Genomic DNA, 16,933 nt, shown 5'->3' on the forward strand with positions numbered 1-16,933 from the left:
TAGGTGGGTTACTCAGAGTGAGGAGGCAAATCCGATGAAGATTTTATCATGGCTCGGCGCCTTTTCTCCGATTGGAATGCAGCCACACCGGCATGACAGCCAGGCCATCAATCGGGTGACCGATCCGTTGGCGCATCCGCTCCTCGATACCATGTCGGAGCGCGAACTCGCCGACATGCCGTTCAGGCTGACCGCGCGTCGCACTCATTATGAGACGGCCTCGACAAGGACCTGCTGCGACTGAGTCTCCTGAACGAAGCACTCAGGTGAGCCAGCCGCCGACGCGGCCGCGAACACTTCTGGCCCAATAAAAGGCGGATTGTCTCACCGGCAGGCGCACCTATGGTGCACCGCGATGAACATCGCTTCGCCCTTGCGCCTGGCAATCGCCGGCATGATCGCCCTGGCCGTCGCCATGGGCATCGGCCGCTTCGTCTATACGCCGATCCTGCCCGGAATGATGGAAGAGCTCGGCCTGTCGCCGGCCGATGCCGGCTGGATCGCATCGGCCAATTATCTCGGCTACCTCGTCGGCGCGCTTGCCGCCACCGACGGCTGGGCGCAAGGCCGCGAGCGCCACCTGATGCTGGCCGGCCTTGCCGCCACTGCGATCCTCGCCGGGCTGATGGGCCTGACCGGCACCATGCCCGCCTTTCTCCTCATCCGCTTTCTTGCTGGCCTCGCCAGCGCTTTCGTGCTGGTCTTCATGACCAGCATCGTTTTCGGTCATCTCGCCGCAGCCGGGCGAAGCGACCTGCAGGCGCTGTATTTCGGCGGCGTCGGCGTCGGCATCGCGGCGTCCTCGGCGCTGTTGGCAATCCTCGTCACCGAACATGCCGGCTGGGCGGCGGGCTGGCTGTGGTCGGCGGTGATTTCGGCCGGCGGCTTTGCCGCCGTCGCCCTGCTGGCCGGCGGCACCTCGGCCGCGAACAGCACCACCGGGAGCGAGCCGGCACTGCCGAAAAACCGATCGCTGGTGAAGATCATCGTCGCCTACGGCCTGTTCGGCTTCGGCTACATCGTCACGGCAACGTTCCTGGTCGCCATCGTCCGCCAGGGCGGCGGCGGCCGCGTCTTCGAGGCTGTGGTCTGGATGGTCACCGGACTTGCCGGTTTTCCCTCGGTCTGGCTGTGGCAGAAGCTCGCGGCTAAAATCGGGCTCTATGCCACCTACGCGCTTGGGTGCCTGGTCGAGGTGGTCGGCGTCAGCGCCAGTGTCATCATGGGCGGGCACACAGGGCCGCTGCTCGGCGGCCTTCTTGTCGGCGGCACCTTCATCGCCATCACCGCGCTTGGCCTGCAGACCGGCAGGCAGCTTGCTCCGCAAGCGCCACGCCGGATGCTGGCGGTGATGACGGCCGCCTTCGGCCTCGGCCAGATCATCGGCCCGATCGTCGCCGGGCTGCTTGCGCAGGCCTCGGGTAACTTTTTCCTCGCCTCGATCGTTGCCGCCGCCGTCCTGCTCGCTTCCGGTGCGATCGCCTGGTCGGCTGCGCCAAAATCGCCATGATTATGGTCTTGCTCGGCGCCGGGCGTCGGGCACGGGCATTTTCTTTCCCACTAATGTGTGACTTTATGCCCGCTGACCAACGCCGCTGATTTGCGCCGACCGAGGATTTCGCCACAGTGTTCGTATCGTTTTTTCCGCAGCCGAAGCTCTTTTTCACCTCGGCCGCCGTCTGGAGTGCGGTCATGGTGGCCGTGTGGTTTCTCGGCGGCGACCAGCTAGGCGCTTTGGTCGGATTTCCCCTCCCTGCAGTGGACGCGGCGCCGATCATTGGCGTTTCCGTTTTCTGGTCGCCTCCGTTCCTTTGGTTCTACATCTATTTTACACTTGGTGTGCTGCTCTTTTACGCCTTCTGGCATTGGTATTCCCCGCACCCGTGGGACCGCTGGTCGATCCTTGGCAGCTCGCTGATCTTGTTCACGACCTATTTTCAGGTTCAGGTAAGTGTAGCGATCAATGCCTGGTACGGGCCGTTCTGGGATCTGATCCAGGGCATTGTGAGCAAAAGTGTGAAGGCGACAGAGTATGATGTTTATGCGCAGTTAATAACTTTCCTCGGCATCGCTCTGGTGGCTGTTACTGTTTACGTTCTGACAAATTTCTTTGTAAGCCATTGGGTGTTTCGCTGGCGGACAGCGATGAACGACTACTACATGTCCTATTGGCCTAGGGTGCGGAGCATCGAGGGAGCTTCCCAGCGCGTGCAGGAAGACACGATGCGCTTTTCAAAGATCATGGAAGATCTTGGGACCAGCTTTATTGATTCGATAATGACTTTGATCGCCTTCATGCCGATTTTGCTTGCCTACTCAAAGCACATTACGGCATTGCCTTTCATCGGTCAGGTGCCGCAGCCGTTGGTTTTGGCTGCGATCTTCTGGGCGATGTTTGGGACGGTATGCATTGCCACCGCCGGCATAAAGCTGCCCGGCTTGCAGTTTCGCAACCAGCGCGTCGAAGCCGCTTACCGCAAGGAACTTGTTTATGGTGAGGACGATCAGTCCCGAGCGCAGCCGCCGACCGTTTCCGAATTGTTCGGAAATGTGCGCCAGAACTACTTCCGGCTCTATTTCCACTACGTCTATTTCAATGTGGTCCGCTATCTCTACTTGCAACTAAATACCATATTCCCTCTTTTTTTGATGACTCCTTCGTTGGTCGCCGGAACCTTGACGTTGGGTCTCGTCAACCAGGTCAATTCCGCGTTCAGCCAAGTGACCAGCTCGTTCCAATATCTTGTTAATTCCTGGTCAACGATCGTTGAGCTCTTGTCAGTCCACAAGCGGCTGCGAGCGTTCGAAGCCACGATCAAGGGCGAGCCGCTGCCGGCGATCGACCAGCACTATCTGGAACGTGAGCAAGCCGGGCTGCGTCCTGAGGACCAGCCGGCAAGCTAAGACTGGCGGGCGGCGAGCACTGGGCTCAGCCGCCCACCGCCGTCTGCCTTTCTCCGCGCCGCGCGACATAATCGCGAAAACTGATGCACTCGACGTCCGCTTTGATGCAGACCTCGCCGGCAAAGCGTTCCAGCGCGTTCCAGTAGGCGCCGTCGTTCATCAGCGTGAAGTGGAAGCCGAGCTCCAGCGGAATGCGCTTGCCCCGGTATTGCGCATCGAAGGCGGCGCGGAACGCGTGATAGGCCCGGTCAGCGAACTCTTCTGCCATGCTCGGCCGCTCGAAGCCGCCGGAATGTCTGACATAGAGATTGTAGTCCATGGCGATCACCCGCCTTGAGCTCGGCCCTTCCGGGATCTGCGGCAGCGAAAAACGCGTGATGCCGCTGACGGTCGGTGGCTCAACCGGCCCACGCGAGACGCCGCTTGCGTCGAGCAGGAAACCGGCCGCAGGCAGCGCCTCGTAGAGCGCCTTGTTTGCCGACAGATAAGGCGCGCGGAAGCCGACCACTGCCTTGCCTGCGAAATCGCGCCAGCCCTTTGGTTCGGGTGCAATGCCGTTGATCGAATAGGCGTTTTCGAGAACATGCTTGAACGAGCCGAACTCGCTTAGCCAGTCGGCTTTGCTCCAGTCCTTGCCGTCGAAATGGCCGCAGCCATGGCTGCCGATATCGTGGCCTTCCGAGGCGGCGAGGTTGATCTGCTCGAGCCGCTCGGCGACTTCCTGTTTGGAGGCGGCAAAGCCGATGTTCGATTTGCCTTCTGTCTTGCCGGGCGCGGTGTATTCCTTGCGCGTCTCGGGCGACAGCAGGAATACGCAGGAGACGAAATAGGTGAAATGCGCACCCGTGCGTGCGGCCAGCGCCCGGCTGCGCTGCCACTGCGAAATGTCGCGGGCGCTGTCGAATGAGATGATGACGATCTGCTTCGGTTTTGCCGGCGGCGCCGGCGGGTCGGCGCAAGCCGCGCCGGCAGCAAACACGGCAATGGAAAACGCAACAACGCGGGACAAACGGGGCAAAGGCATCTGACCGGGTCAAGGAATGTAGAAGCGACGCCTACCGGTGAAATATGGCACGGGTACGATCGACCTGTCGGCCGCCGTTGGCGGCGACTGCCTCGTGAATAGGCGATTTTCCTGCCGAACCCCTTCCATGCCGGCAAAATTTCGCTAAAACGCGGGCTCATCAACCGCCCCGCCCGGGGCATGAATGGTTTTGATCATGTCGGACGACAGTTTTATCCGCGAAGTCAACGAAGAGATTCGTCGCGATCAGGCGCATGCGCTGTGGGACCGTTTCGGTCCCGCCTTGCTCGTGCTGGCCGTGCTGGTGGTGCTCGGCACTGCTGCCGTCGTCGGCTACCGCTATTGGGACGAGACCCGCGCCAACCGCTCGGGCGATGCTTTTTCGCAGGCGCTCAAGCTCGCCAATGACGGCAAGAACGACGAGGCGCTTGCCGCGCTGGAGGGGCTGGAGAAGGACGGCTACGGCGCCTATCCGCTGCTCGCCCGCATGCGTGCGGCAACCGTCAAGGCGGACAAGGGCGACGTCGATGCCGCCGTCAAGGATTTCGACGAGGTCGCCGCCGACACCAAGATTCCCTCCGGCATTCGCGACATGGCGCGCCTCAGGGCAGCGCTGCTTCTGGTCGACCATGGCTCTTTCGCCGATGTCTCCAGCCGCGTCGAGGCGCTTACCGCCGACACCAACACGCTGCGCCATACGGCGCGCGAAGCACTTGGCCTTGCCGCCTGGAAGGAAGGCAAGGCGGCGGATGCATTGAAGCTGTTCGACCAGATCGCCGCCGATGACGGCGCCCCGCGCAACACGCGCGAGCGGGCGACGTTGATGTCGGAGCTGATCCGCGGCTCGGGCGGTGTATCGTAACAACGGATGACTTTCAAAGTCGCCATCATCGGCCGGCCTAACGTCGGCAAATCGACCCTTTTCAACCGGCTGGTGGGAAGGAAGCTGGCGCTTGTCGACGATACGCCGGGCGTCACCCGCGATCGACGCGTCCATGCCGCAAAACTCTACGATCTGCATTTCGACGTCATCGATACCGCCGGCTTCGAGGATGCGGCCGCCTCGACGCTGCCCGGCCGCATGCGCGCGCAGACCGAGATCGCCATCCGCGAGGCCGACCTGATCTTTTTCACGATCGATGCCAAGTCCGGGCTGATGCCCGACGACAAGACCTTCGCCGAGATCGTGCGCAAATCCGGCAAGCCGGTTGTCGTCGTCGCCAACAAGGCCGAGGCGCGCGGCGCCCAGGGCGGCATGCTGGAGGCCTGGGAGCTCGGCCTTGGCGAGCCGATCCCGGTCTCGGCCGAACACGGCCAGGGCCTGCCCGATCTGCGCGATGCGGTGATCGCGGCACTGGGCGAGGCGCGCGCCTTCGGTGAGGACGAAGAGGCCGGTGAGGAGGAGGTCGCCGCCAGCGAGGTGCTGATCGGCGAAGACATCACCGACCCGGACGCAGAGCCGAGCTATGACGACACCAAGCCGATGCGCATCGCCGTCGTCGGCCGTCCCAACGCCGGCAAGTCGACGCTGATCAACGCGCTGATCGGCGAGGAACGGCTGTTGACCGGCCCCGAGGCCGGCATCACCCGCGATTCCATCTCGGTCGACTGGGACTGGCATGGCCGCCGCTTAAAACTGTTCGACACCGCCGGCATGCGCCGCAAGGCCAGGATCCACGAAAAGCTCGAAGTGATGTCGGTGCAGGACGGCTTGCGCGCCATCCGCTTTGCCGAGATCGTCATCATCGTGCTCGACGCGACTATTCCCTTCGAGAAGCAGGATCTGCAGATCGCCGACCTGATCATCCGCGAGGGCCGTGCCCCGGTGATCGCCTTCAACAAATGGGACCTTATCGACCATCCCCAGGAGTTGCTGGCCGAGCTGCGCGAAAAAACCGAGCGGCTGTTGCCGCAGGCGCGCGGCATGCAGGCGGTGCCGGTCTCGGCCGAGACCGGGCGTGGCCTCGACAAGCTGATGGATGCTGTCATCAGGACGCATCGCGTTTGGAACAGCCGCGTGTCGACCGGCAAGCTCAACCGCTGGCTGGAAGGCATCCTGGCGCATCACCCGCCGCCCGCCGTCGCCGGACGCCGGCTGAAGATCAAATATGTCACGCAGGCCAAGACGCGGCCGCCGGGCTTCGTCGTCTCCTGCTCACGGCCCGACGCGATGCCGCAATCCTATGTCCGCTATCTCTCGAACAGCCTGCGCGAGGCTTTCGACATGCCCGGCGTGCCGATCCGCATCGCCTTGCGCACCTCGGACAACCCATTCGCCAGCAAGGCAAAGAAGCGCCGCTGAGCGCCACTTCTCCTCTACGCCACGTTGCGCAGGACAGGCGCTGTTTGCGTCTGCGGCAACGCTTCCAGCGCCGCCTGCAGCAGGATGTCGCCAAGCCGCGCCGCCACCGGGTCGGGCTCGGCCTCCTTGCGATGCAGGAACAGCGCCATCTTGGGCAAAGCGGGCAGCCCGGCGATCCCCGGCGTCATCGCCCTGACGGTGGCCGGCAGGCCGATATCGGTGCGGATCGTCAGTCCGAGCCCGGCGGCGACGGCTGCCCAGATACCGCCAAGGCTCGGGCTGGAGAAGGCCATCCGCCATGCCAGACCAGCGCGGTCCAGGGTTTCGGTCGCCACGCTGCGGAGCAGGCACGGCGCTTCGAGCGCCACCAGCGGCAAAGGCTCGCCATCGCGCAGGCTGGTCTCGATCTGTTTTGCCGGGCCGATCCAGCGCATCTGGACGTCGGCGACATGCCGGCTGTAGGGCAGCGTCGCGCCATTGTGCCAGGCAAGCGCGATATCGAGGCTGCCCGAAATGATCCGTTCGGCAAGCTCGTGGCTGCGTGCGATCCTGGCTTCGATCTTGACCTTGGGATGGGCGCGGGCGAAGCGCCCGAGCACCTCCGGCAGGACCGCCTCGCCGAAATCCTCCTGCAATCCAAGCCGCACCCAGCCCTCCAGCTCGACGTCGTGGATGGCGGACGCGGCCTCGTCGTTGAGCTCGATCAGCCTGCGCGCATAGCCCAGCATGGTCTCGCCTGCCTCGGTCAGCGCCAGGCTGCGCCCCGACTTGCGGAAGATCGGCGTCGCCGCCTGCTCCTCCAGTTTCTTCAATTGTGCGCTGATTGCCGAGGTCGAGCGGCCGAGCCGGTCGGCGGCCTTGGCGAAGCTGCCCAACTCCATACCGGTGACGAAGCTGCGCAGGACGTCGAGATCGAACGTCACGCGTCGCATGGCAATAATCCTGATATTTGGGACATTACGTCAAAAACTTCCTGATATTCAGGACGAAGCTATGGCGATAGAGACAGCGCGTCAAGACCGAACGCAACCAGCCCATGCAGGAGCTGAACCATGTCTGCTGTCGCCACAGGACCAGATTGCAAACCGCTTCGCCCAGGCGCCGTTGCCGCCCCGTCGGAAGCGGCGGCACTTCGAGCCAATCATCGCTGGAAGGTGCTGGGCATCGGCGTCGCCGCCAATGCCTGCTTTTCCGCGACCTTCTCCGGCATTCCGGCGACGGCGGTGTTCCTGCGCTCGGGCTATCATCTCTCCAATGGCGAACTCGGCATGGCGCTTGGTCTTCTCGGCCTGGGCGTAGCGCTGAGCGAATTGCCGTGGGGACTGCTGACCGATCGCTGGGGCGACCGCCGCGTGCTGCTGACCGGGCTCGGCGCAACCGCGGTTTGGCTGCTTGTCATGGCCGCGCTGATCGTGCCGTCACCGGCCCACATTCCTGGCATCGCGCTTCTCGCCGCTGCCCTGCTGGTCACCGGATTGCTCGGCGGCAGCGTCAACGGCTCCAGTGGCCGCGCCATCATGGCCTGGTTCGGCGAAGGCGAGCGCGGCTTTGCCATGAGCATCAGGCAGACGGCGGTGCCGCTTGGCGGCGGGCTTGGCGCGCTCGTGCTGCCGTCGCTCGCTTCGGCCCATGGCTTCACGGCGGTCTTCGGACTTCTGGCGGCTGCGTCCGCCGTCTCGACCTCTCTCGCCTGGCGCTGGCTGCATCAGCCACCGGTGCATGACGATGCCAATTCGAGCAGCACGGCAAGGCCGGCCGGCCCGCCGCCGCTGCGCAACCCGGCCGTCTGGCGCATCGCAACAGCCATCGGCCTGCTGTGCTTTCCGCAGGTGGCGGTGCTCACCTTTGCTTCCGTCTTCCTGCATGATTTCGCCGGCATGGGAACAGCCGTGATCAGCGCCAGCCTCGCTGCCGTGCAGGTCGGCGCCATGGTCATGCGCGTCTGGAGCGGCCGCTACACCGACCGTCACGGCAACCGCCGGTCGTTTCTGCGTCTGTGCAGCCTGTTGAGCCTGATCGCCTTCACCGTGCTTGCGGCACTCGTCTTGTTGGCCGCCCAATTCTTGTCAGGCCAGGTGCCGATGCTGTCGCCGGCGATCGTCGCGATGCTGGTCGTGGCCGGCATTTGCGTCTCCTCCTGGCATGGCGTCGCCTACACCGAGCTTGCGACGCTGGCCGGCGCGAGCCAGGCCGGAACCGCGCTCGGCCTTGCCAACAGTCTGGTCTTCATTGCCTTCTTCCTGGTGCCGATCGCCATTCCCGGACTTCTCGTGCTCTGCTCGTGGGCAGGCGTCTGGCTGGGTGCGGCTATTTGCGCACTGATCGCCTGGCCGATCTTTCTTCCGTCAAGCGATGGCCGCAAAAGCGCCTGACTTCGACATGAGATGGGAAAACAACGTTCTAAGCTGTTAACGCCCCATCAAGGTTAATGCATCATTGTAGCTCTCCAGTGGGGTCCGTTGCGTTTCTGGAGAGTTCCGTGCATCGACGTGTTTTGACGCGGCTTGTCGCCGCCGCCGGTGACAAAAAACGTTCCTTCCTGTCTCCGTTTATTATTGGCCTTGGCATCTGGATCGGCTTTCCGACGGTCGCTGCCTATCAGGACATGACAAGCCTGGTCTCCGGCCTTGAGGCGCCGAGCGTCCGCTGGAACGCCTATGTCGAGAAGTCCGTCGCCGGCTCCGTTCACGCCGCCGAAATGCCCTTCCTCGATTCCAGCAGCACCGGCTCGCTCTCCGGCTCCGGCGTCCAACTGCCCGGCATCGGCTCCGTCTCGTTTCGCGGCAAGGGCGGCATCGCCGGCACGACGCCGGACGAGAACCGTATCACGCGTGCCGACAAGAAGGGCCGCATCATCCAGGTCTCGCCCGTCTCGCCGCCGAAGAACTTCAACGCCGGCTCGATCTTCGAGCGCACCTCCTCACTGCTCCGCCCAAGCATGGACAGCGGCCTGAGGATGGCTTTCGCCAAGCCCGAGATCAAAGGCAAGGAAATCCAGATCGCCGCCGCCTTCCACACGCGCGTCGACAAGAAGCCGGATCCCGGCGTGCCGGCGATGCTTGCCGCGCTGGTCAACAACGATCATCCCGACGTGCTGGCGACCGCCTATGCCTCGTCGGCTCCCGACTATGCCAAGGCATCGCCTTTCGAGGCCTTGCTGCAGGACGAGGACCCGAACGATGGCCGCTTCATTCCACCGCTGAGCAAGGGCGATCATTCTTGGATGCAGACGCCGCTGCCGGCGAGCGTCTTTTCCAAACCGGAGCAGGCCTGTCTCGCCAACGGCATCTATTTCGAGGCGCGCGGCGAATCCGTGCGCGGCCAGGCCGCCGTCGCCCAGGTCATCCTCAACCGCGTCCGCAACCCGGCCTATCCGAACTCGATCTGCGGCGTCGTCTACCAGAACGACAACTGGTTCAACCGCTGCCAGTTTTCCTTCGCCTGCGACGGCAGGAAGAAGCGCATCGACAATCCCGCCGCCTACAAGACCGCCCAGGATGTCGCCATGGCCGTCACAGCCGGCAAGATATTCATTCCGGAAGTCGGCTCGTCGACCCATTATTACGCCAACTACGTCCATCCGGGCTGGGCGAGGACGATGAAGAAAATGACCAGGATCGGCCTGCATATCTTCTACCGCACCTATGGCGGCGGCTGGAGCTGAGTGCTCGGGCAGCCCTTGCATCTTTCGCGGGAGAGCGGCCGATCGAAGACCCGTCGTCGTGGGGATTCGGCCGCAGCCCGCCAGAGACCGCGTCGGGCACGATGTCGCACCCAAGCAAGTAGCTGATTTATAACGAAAAAATACTTGAGCTTGAACGTCCGCTCGTGGCTTGACGGGCGCGGACCCTCTAACTATGTTGCCGGCGACTTTAAGAAGCGGACGGACGGTGACGGTCTGACCGGGCAGGGGGGTTGCGTGGCCGACAAGAATGGGCCAGACGGAACCGGAAAAACCGGCCGCGGCAAGCAGCATGAAGCCGACATCCGCGACGACGATCTTGAGCGCCGTCGGCGCGACCTTGAAGCATCGCTTGCGACAAGGCGGCCGGACCGGCTCGAGGGGAAAGACGACGCGAAAGCGGGCAGTGTGGCCGGGTACGGCCAGGCGCTCAAGCTGTCCAGCGAGTTCATCGCCGGGATAGTGGTCGGCGCGGCTCTCGGCTGGTTTATCGATCGCGTGGCGGGGACATCGCCATGGGGTCTGATAGTCGGGCTGTTGCTGGGTTTTGGCGCCGGCGTGCTCAATGTCCTGCGTTCAGCCGGGCTTGTGTCGGAATTCGGAACGGGCGACAAACCGCGCGATCCGAAAGAATGAATTGAGGCGCCGCATGCCGGCGCATTGAACAGGATACTCAAGCCGTCTGCGGCTTCGATGGGGATTTAAAGTGGCTGCTGACAAGGTCGATCCGATCCACCAGTTCCAGATTCAGCCGATCATTCCGATTCACATCGGCGGCTACGACCTGTCTTTCACCAATTCGGCTCTGTTTATGCTTGCGACGGTTGCTGTTGCATCGGCGTTTCTCTACCTCAGCACGTCGAGCCGCAGCCTCGTTCCCGGCCGCCTTCAGTCGGTCTCGGAAATGGCCTATGAATTTGTCGGCAATATGCTGAGGGACGCCGCGGGCACGCAAGGCATGAAGTTCTTCCCCTTCGTGTTCTCGCTGTTCATGTTCGTGCTTGTCGCCAACCTGCTTGGCCTGTTCCCATATTTCTTCACCATCACCAGCCACATCATCGTCACCTTCGGCCTCGCTGCGCTGGTGATCGGAACGGTCGTCGTCTACGGCTTCACCAAGCACGGCTTTGGCTTCCTGAAGCTGTTCGTCCCGCATGGCGTGCCGGTCTACCTGCTGCCGCTGGTGGTGCTGATCGAGGTGATTTCCTTCGTCTCGCGTCCGGTCAGCCTCTCGGTTCGTCTGTTCGCCAACATGCTTGCCGGTCACATCACGCTGAAAGTGTTCTCGGGCTTTGTCGTCAGCCTGAGCGCGCTCGGCGCGGTCGGCGTGGCGGGCTCGGTTCTGCCGCTGGCGATGGCCGTGGCGCTGACGGCGCTGGAGCTGCTGGTCGCGTTCCTGCAGGCCTACGTCTTTGCCGTGCTGACTTGCATGTATCTCAACGACGCCCTGCATCCCGGGCACTAACAAGGTTTCCGGCATTGCCGCCGGATCGAATTTGCAACGGAATTTTAGATCCAAAGGAGTTGAACAAATGGACGCAGAAGCAGCAAAGTACATCGGCGCCGGCATCGCATGCCTCGGCATGGGCGGCGCGGGCATTGGCCTCGGCAACATATTCGGCAGCTATCTGGCGGGCGCGCTGCGCAACCCGTCGGCCGCCGACGGCCAGTTCGGCCGCCTGATTTTCGGCTTCGCCGTGACCGAAGCGCTGGGTATTTTCTCGCTTCTCATCGCGCTTCTCGCCCTGTTCGGCTGAATACTTGTTCGGCTGAACATTGGGAAGAATTGAACAGGCCGGCCGCGATCCTGCGGCGGGTCTGAATTTCGGGGATAGTCCATGTTCGTGACATCTGCCTTTGCGCAAGAGTCCGCGCCCGCCGCAACGGAAGGCGAAACGCACGCCGCCACCGGCGTGCCTGCCGAGGCGCACGGCACGTTCCCGCCATTCAATCCGGCGACGTACCCGTCACAGCTGCTGTGGCTGGCAATCACTTTCGGGCTGTTCTACCTCTTCTTGAAGCGGGTAGTGATGCCGCGCGTCGGCGGCATCATCGACGTGCGCAACGACCGCATCACGCAGGATCTCGATCATGCTGCCCGGCTGAAAGGCGAGGCCGATGCCGCCGTTGCCGCCTATGAGCAGGAATTGGCGGAAGCCAAGGGCAAGGCCAATGCGATCGGCCAGCAGGCCAACGATGCGGCCAAGGCGGAAGCCGAGGCTGCCCGCAAGACGATCGAGGCAGCGCTTGACCAGAAGCTTGGCGAGGCCGAGGCGCGCATATCTTCCATCAAGGCCAATGCCATGAAGGAAGTCGGCACGATCGCCGAGGACACCGCTTCGGCCATCGTCGAGGCGCTGGTCGGCGGCAAGGCCAGCAAGGCCGAGATCGCGGCCGCGGTCAAATCCGTGGCCGGGTGAGGAGCGCATCATGGACGCCACATCTCTCGCGACGCTTTGGGCAACCGTTGCCCTCATAATCTTCCTCGGCATTGCCATCTACATCAAGGTGCCGGGCATGATCGCCAAGGCGCTCGATGCCCGTGCCGACAAGATCAGCAGCGAACTCGAGGAAGCGCGCCGGTTGCGCGAAGAGGCCCAGCAGTTGCTCGGCCAATATCAGCGCAAGCGCAAGGAAGCCGAGCAGGAGGCCGCGGCCATCGTCGCCGCCGCCAAGCGCGAAGCCGACATGCTCGCCGCCGAGGCGCACAAGAAGACCGAGGATTATGTCGCCCGGCGTACCGCCTTGGCAGAGCAGAAGATCGGCCAGGCCGAGCGCGAGGCGATCGGCGAAGTGCGCGCCAGCGCCGTCGACATCGCGGTCGAAGCCGCGCGCGCGCTGCTGGCCGGCAAGATCGACGCCAAGGCCGGCGCCGACCTTTTCAACGCCTCGCTGCAGGATTTGAAGTCGAAGCTGAATTAAGCGACGTCGTCGAGAAATTCATCCAAGGCCGCCTGGGAAACCTGGCGGCTTTTTTGTTAGCGAAAGCGGCTGAGCGCAAATCTCCCCCCTCGAGGGGGAGATGTCGCCGAAGGCGACAGAGGGGGTCAGTACGTCCTGGCGCGACGCCATGTGGGACGAAAGAGAAGGTTGGCGCTTCACGCGAGGCGACCCCCTCTGGCCTGGCCATCTCCCCCTCGAGGGGGAGATTACGCCTAGCCGCTTTCGCTCAATCCAGGCCCGAAAGGCCCTCTTCCTCCAGCACCTCGGTGCCGCCGAACCGGAACGGCGCGAAGGAGGCGCGGTGCAGCCGTGCCACTGGCCCGTGCAGATCGATCGCCGTGCGATGGCGCACAGTGGCGTAGCCCATATGCAGCTCGAAGCCGTAACGCGCATGATGGCTGCCGCAGCCGCACATCATGCGGTCGCGCAACACCTTGGCGACGATCGAGGCTGCAGCGATCGACTGCGAGCGCTGGTCGCCCTTGATCAGCGCTTTGCCCTCGCAGGGCAGGCCGGGCGGCACGTCGCGGCCGTCGGCCAGCGCCAGCTTCGGCCGGATTGACAGGCCGGCCACTGCACGGCGCATCGCCTCCAGGCTGGCCTTGAGGATGTTGGAGGCATCGATGCCTTCGGCGCTGACCGAGGCCATCGATACGGCGAGTGCGGAGCCGAGGATTTTCAGGAACAGCGCCTCGCGCTGCAAATGCGTCAGCCGCTTGGAATCATCGAGGCCGTCGGGGATGTTGGCGGGATCGAGCACCACCGCTGCAGCCACCACCGGCCCGGCGAGCGGGCCGCGGCCGGCCTCGTCCATCCCCGCCACCGGCCACAGGCCTTCGGCCATCGCCTTCGTCTCGAACGAGAAGTCGGGTTTCTCGACGATTTCGAAGAGAAGCGGAGAATCGGAACGCGGGCGAGCCATGGTGCGGCGAGGTTCGCATCGGCTCCGATTCTCCGCAAGTCCCCTCCGGGTCGGGCGGGGCACCGGACCAGGAGGGGCTACCGTCTGCAAGCCCGGGGACAGAACAGGCCGGACGGGATTTTTCGCCTGCTGCGGCCGCTTCAAGCGGCTGGCGCGAGACGCTTTGTCACAGCAGCATCAGCTGCTCGGTTGCCTTGGCGGCGGGGACGAACCGGTCGGTCCTCAGCGAGCGCCGCTCGGCATTGAGGCCGAGCCGTTTGGCGGCGATCTCGAAACGGCGGCCGATCTGCCAGGCATAAGGGCCGGAGCCTTTCATGCGCTTGCCCCATTCCGAATCGTAGTCCTTGCCGTCGCGCATCGAACGGATCAGCGACATGACGTGGCGATAGCGGTCGGGATAGTGGCGCAGCAGCCAGTCCTTGAAGATCGGCGCGACCTCCAGCGGCAGGCGCAGCAGCACATAGCCCGCTTCACGCGCGCCCGCTGCCTGCGCCGAATCGAGAATGCGCTCCATTTCCGAGTCGGTCAGTCCGGGGATGATCGGCGCGACCATCACCGAGGCCGGAATGCCGGCGTCCGAAAGCTGCCTGATCGCCTCCAGCCGCTTGGTCGGCGTCGACGCGCGCGGCTCCATCGTTCTGGCCAGCATCCTGTCCAATGTCGTCACCGACAGTGCCACCTTGGCCAGCCCGCGTTCGGCCATGCGTGACAGAATGTCGATGTCGCGTGTCACCAGCGCTGACTTGGTGACGATGCCGACTGGATGCCCGCGCGCCTCCAGCACTTCGAGGATCTCGCGCATGATCCGGTATTGCTTCTCGATCGGCTGGTAGGGATCGGTGTTGGTGCCGATGGCGATGGTGCGCGGCTGGTAATTATCCCTGGACAATTCCTTGTCGAGCAGCCGCGCCGCATCCGGCTTGGCAAACAGCTTCGATTCGAAATCCAGCCCCGGCGACAGGCCCATGAAGCTGTGCGTCGGCCGCGCGAAGCAATAGACGCAGCCATGTTCGCAGCCGCGATAGGGATTGATCGAGCGGTCGAAGGAGATGTCGGGCGATTCGTTGCGGGTGATGATGGTGCGCGGCTTCTCGACCTGTACCTCGGTCTTGAAGGGCGGCAGCTCCTCCAGCGAATTCCAGCCGTCGTCGAACACATGCCGGCTGACCGGCTCGAAACGGCCGGACGGATTGATGCCCGCCGACCTGCCGCGATTGCGGTCTGGGCGGACGCGCATGCCGCTCTGCTCGATCATCGCATTCGCCATCTCGGCCCTGCCAGCGCCGAAGGCGGCAATGTCGGCACGCACGATCTGTTCCATTTTGGCCCTTTCCCAGGGACTGTCCGCCCGCTGTCGAATCGCTCTGCTCATGAATGTATTCCTATCGCACCGAGTGGAACAAAGCAAGAACTTTCTCGCGGCGTGCCGCAAAAACTGGCGCTGCCCACCGCTTTCCGCTATTCGGCTAAACATGCTCAGCGTCCTGATCGAAACCCTGAATGACGAGGAGGGCCTCGCCCGCACGCTCGCCTCGCTGATCGGCGGCGCGGTCGAAGGCGTGGTGCGCGACGTTCTCGTCTGCGACACCGGCTCGACCGATCAGACGCACCGCGTCGCCGAACATGCCGGCTGCCACTATGTCAGCGGCGGCATCGCCGCCGGCATCAGGCAGGCCAAGGGCGACTGGCTGCTTTTGCTGGAACCGGGAGCGCGGCTGGGGGAGGGCTGGATCGACGAGGTCGTCGCCCATACGGCCAGGCAAACCATGGCGGCGCGATTTTCACGGGCACGCGGCAGCCGCGCGCCGTTCCTGTCGCGGGTCTTTGCCGGAAATCGCGCTCTCGCCGAAGGCTTGGTGATCAGCAAGCGTCAGGCCGCCGCGCTGTCTAAGAGCGCCCGCAGCGCCGAAGCGATCGCCCGCGGCCTGGCGACAAGAAGGCTCCACGCCGAGATCTGGGTGGCGCCGCGGAAGTGACGGCTTACCATCCCGGCCTAGGAAACGCCGCCCAAGCAAATTTTCTGGCGGGTTGTCGTTTATTGTGCATTGCACAAAATCTGGCCGGGGGTTACCATTCCCAGCGATACGGGCGAATGGGTTTGGGGTGTGCCGGAGCGGCGACGACGACTATCGTCGATGCTGTTCCCTCGACATTTGAGGACCCCGATGACCCTTTCAAGCCCTGACAAGTCCGGCGCTGCAAGCCTCGAGGCGATCGCACGCAACGGCGGTACGCTGCGCCGCATCGCCGCCCGCATTCCGACCTATCTTTCCGACCTTCGCGAGAATCCGGCATGGCTGCCGATGTTCATGCTGGCGCGCACCATGCCGGCGCGGCGGCTGCACTGGCGCGGTGCGAAGCCGGTTCGGCCGGCGCGCAATGTCAGTGAAACGATGTTCGCCGGCGTCGGTCGCGATGCCGTCGTCGGCGCGCTGCGGACGGAGGGGCTCTATTCGGGCCTGACGCTGCCAGCCGCCATCCATGAGGAGATCGCCCGCTTCGCCGAGCACACGCCATGCTTCGGCAATTTCGACCGCCGGCTGGAATTCCTGCCCGAAAAACACGCCGATGCAGAAAAGCATTTCGGCCGCCCGCTGCTCAGCGGCCACTATTTCGAGCGGGTCCTCGACTGCAACGCTGCGGTCGCCGTGCAGCGCGATCCGCTACTCCTCGACATCGCAGCGCACTATCTCGGCAGCCAGGCCAAGCTGATCACCACCCGCGTCTGGTGGAGCTTTCCGACCGGTGGCGTCTCGGACGCCGACAAGAACATGGCTTCGCTCGGCAAATACCATTTCGACCTCGACGACTGGCGCATGCTGAAGTTCTTTTTCTACCTGGTGCCGGTCGACAACGACACCGGGCCGCATGTCTATGTCCGCGGCTCCCACAACCGCCGCATCCTGAAGCATCAGCTGACGCTTCTGGTCGGCCATTCGGCGGAAGAGGTGCTGGGCGTCTATGGCGAGCAGAGCCCGGTCACGCTGACGGGGCAGGCCGGTCTCGGCTTTGTCGAGGATCCGTTCGGCTTCCATATGGGTACCGTGCCGACGCGCACGCCACGACTGATGATGGAAGTCGGCTTCGGCGTCTCGCCGCCGTCGCGCCGGCGGTTTCACGGCGAGCCGGTCATTCGCTGAGGCGGGATCGCCCGGC

18 protein-coding genes are annotated in these 16,933 nt (G+C 63.8%); 14 read left to right on the top strand and 4 right to left on the bottom strand.

Annotation, left to right across the window (positions count from 1 at the left end):
• The first annotated feature begins 34 nt into the window (after positions 1-34).
• The 3 genes from NKH05_RS02135 to sbmA all read left to right on the top strand — a co-directional run bounded on the left by NKH05_RS02135 (position 35) and on the right by sbmA (position 2,904).
• Positions 35-244: a hypothetical protein gene (locus tag NKH05_RS02135; protein ID WP_352484072.1), complete on the top strand. Its 210-nt coding sequence runs from the start codon at positions 35-37 to the stop codon at positions 242-244.
• A 111-nt stretch (positions 245-355) separates the two neighbouring features.
• On the top strand, positions 356-1,510 hold the full coding sequence (locus tag NKH05_RS02140) for a YbfB/YjiJ family MFS transporter (protein ID WP_352484071.1): 1,155 nt from the start codon (positions 356-358) through the stop codon (positions 1,508-1,510).
• A gap of 116 nt (positions 1,511-1,626) precedes the next feature.
• Positions 1,627-2,904: a peptide antibiotic transporter SbmA gene (gene sbmA, locus NKH05_RS02145; RefSeq protein ID WP_352484070.1), complete on the top strand. Its 1,278-nt coding sequence runs from the start codon at positions 1,627-1,629 to the stop codon at positions 2,902-2,904.
• Between the two features lie 25 nt (positions 2,905-2,929).
• Here the strand turns inward: sbmA and NKH05_RS02150 are convergent, their stop codons facing one another.
• Entirely contained in the window at positions 2,930-3,922 is a 993-nt protein-coding gene (locus NKH05_RS02150) for a polysaccharide deacetylase family protein (protein ID WP_023716847.1), read from the bottom strand.
• A gap of 202 nt (positions 3,923-4,124) precedes the next feature.
• Between NKH05_RS02150 and NKH05_RS02155 the strand changes: the two genes are divergently transcribed.
• Positions 4,125-4,790, top strand: coding sequence for a tetratricopeptide repeat protein (locus NKH05_RS02155; protein WP_352484127.1), 666 nt, complete (start codon positions 4,125-4,127; stop codon positions 4,788-4,790).
• A gap of 6 nt (positions 4,791-4,796) precedes the next feature.
• Entirely contained in the window at positions 4,797-6,230 is a 1,434-nt protein-coding gene (gene der, locus NKH05_RS02160; protein ID WP_352496677.1) for a ribosome biogenesis GTPase Der, read from the top strand.
• Positions 6,231-6,244: 14 nt separating this feature from the next.
• On the opposite strand, the gene NKH05_RS02165 is transcribed toward der, so the two are convergent.
• Entirely contained in the window at positions 6,245-7,162 is a 918-nt protein-coding gene (locus NKH05_RS02165) for a LysR substrate-binding domain-containing protein (protein ID WP_352515631.1), read from the bottom strand.
• Between the two features lie 120 nt (positions 7,163-7,282).
• On the opposite strand from NKH05_RS02165, the gene NKH05_RS02170 reads away from it, so the two are divergent.
• From NKH05_RS02170 to NKH05_RS02200, 7 genes are all read left to right on the top strand, one after another.
• Positions 7,283-8,602: an MFS transporter gene (locus NKH05_RS02170; protein ID WP_352885500.1), complete on the top strand. Its 1,320-nt coding sequence runs from the start codon at positions 7,283-7,285 to the stop codon at positions 8,600-8,602.
• A gap of 107 nt (positions 8,603-8,709) precedes the next feature.
• Positions 8,710-9,894 (top strand): cell wall hydrolase, encoded by a 1,185-nt coding sequence (locus NKH05_RS02175; RefSeq protein ID WP_023716851.1) that lies wholly within the window; start codon positions 8,710-8,712, stop codon positions 9,892-9,894.
• Between the two features lie 255 nt (positions 9,895-10,149).
• Positions 10,150-10,548, top strand: a complete 399-nt coding sequence (locus NKH05_RS02180; protein ID WP_023716852.1) for an AtpZ/AtpI family protein — start codon at positions 10,150-10,152, stop codon at positions 10,546-10,548.
• Positions 10,549-10,618: 70 nt separating this feature from the next.
• Complete coding sequence (locus tag NKH05_RS02185) at positions 10,619-11,377, top strand: F0F1 ATP synthase subunit A (RefSeq protein WP_023716853.1); 759 nt, start codon at positions 10,619-10,621, stop codon at positions 11,375-11,377.
• A 67-nt stretch (positions 11,378-11,444) separates the two neighbouring features.
• Positions 11,445-11,669 carry a F0F1 ATP synthase subunit C gene (locus NKH05_RS02190; RefSeq protein WP_006206606.1) on the top strand — a complete coding sequence of 75 codons (225 nt, stop codon included), beginning with the start codon at positions 11,445-11,447 and terminating at the stop codon, positions 11,667-11,669.
• Positions 11,670-11,750: 81 nt separating this feature from the next.
• Complete coding sequence (locus tag NKH05_RS02195; RefSeq protein WP_023716854.1) at positions 11,751-12,332, top strand: F0F1 ATP synthase subunit B; 582 nt, start codon at positions 11,751-11,753, stop codon at positions 12,330-12,332.
• A gap of 10 nt (positions 12,333-12,342) precedes the next feature.
• A complete protein-coding gene (locus tag NKH05_RS02200) occupies positions 12,343-12,834 on the top strand; it encodes a F0F1 ATP synthase subunit B (RefSeq protein WP_023716855.1) in 492 nt (163 codons plus the stop codon).
• Between the two features lie 247 nt (positions 12,835-13,081).
• Here NKH05_RS02200 and rnhB read toward each other — a convergent pair whose 3' ends face one another.
• Both rnhB and NKH05_RS02210 read right to left on the bottom strand, forming a co-directional pair.
• Entirely contained in the window at positions 13,082-13,777 is a 696-nt protein-coding gene (rnhB, locus tag NKH05_RS02205) for a ribonuclease HII (RefSeq protein ID WP_352483735.1), read from the bottom strand.
• Positions 13,778-13,943: 166 nt separating this feature from the next.
• Positions 13,944-15,098 carry a PA0069 family radical SAM protein gene (locus tag NKH05_RS02210; RefSeq protein WP_352483734.1) on the bottom strand — a complete coding sequence of 385 codons (1,155 nt, stop codon included), beginning with the start codon at positions 15,096-15,098 and terminating at the stop codon, positions 13,944-13,946.
• Between the two features lie 151 nt (positions 15,099-15,249).
• Here NKH05_RS02210 and NKH05_RS02215 point away from each other — a divergent pair, with 151 nt between their 5' ends.
• Together NKH05_RS02215 and NKH05_RS02220 are read left to right on the top strand one after the other, a co-directional pair.
• Complete coding sequence (locus NKH05_RS02215) at positions 15,250-15,753, top strand: glycosyltransferase (RefSeq protein WP_023716858.1); 504 nt, start codon at positions 15,250-15,252, stop codon at positions 15,751-15,753.
• Between the two features lie 189 nt (positions 15,754-15,942).
• Positions 15,943-16,917, top strand: coding sequence for a phytanoyl-CoA dioxygenase family protein (locus NKH05_RS02220; RefSeq protein WP_353024977.1), 975 nt, complete (start codon positions 15,943-15,945; stop codon positions 16,915-16,917).
• The last annotated feature ends 16 nt before the right edge of the window (positions 16,918-16,933 follow it).

This window comes from Mesorhizobium sp. M1399, from assembly GCF_040317735.1.
Taxonomy (GTDB): domain Bacteria; phylum Pseudomonadota; class Alphaproteobacteria; order Rhizobiales; family Rhizobiaceae; genus Mesorhizobium.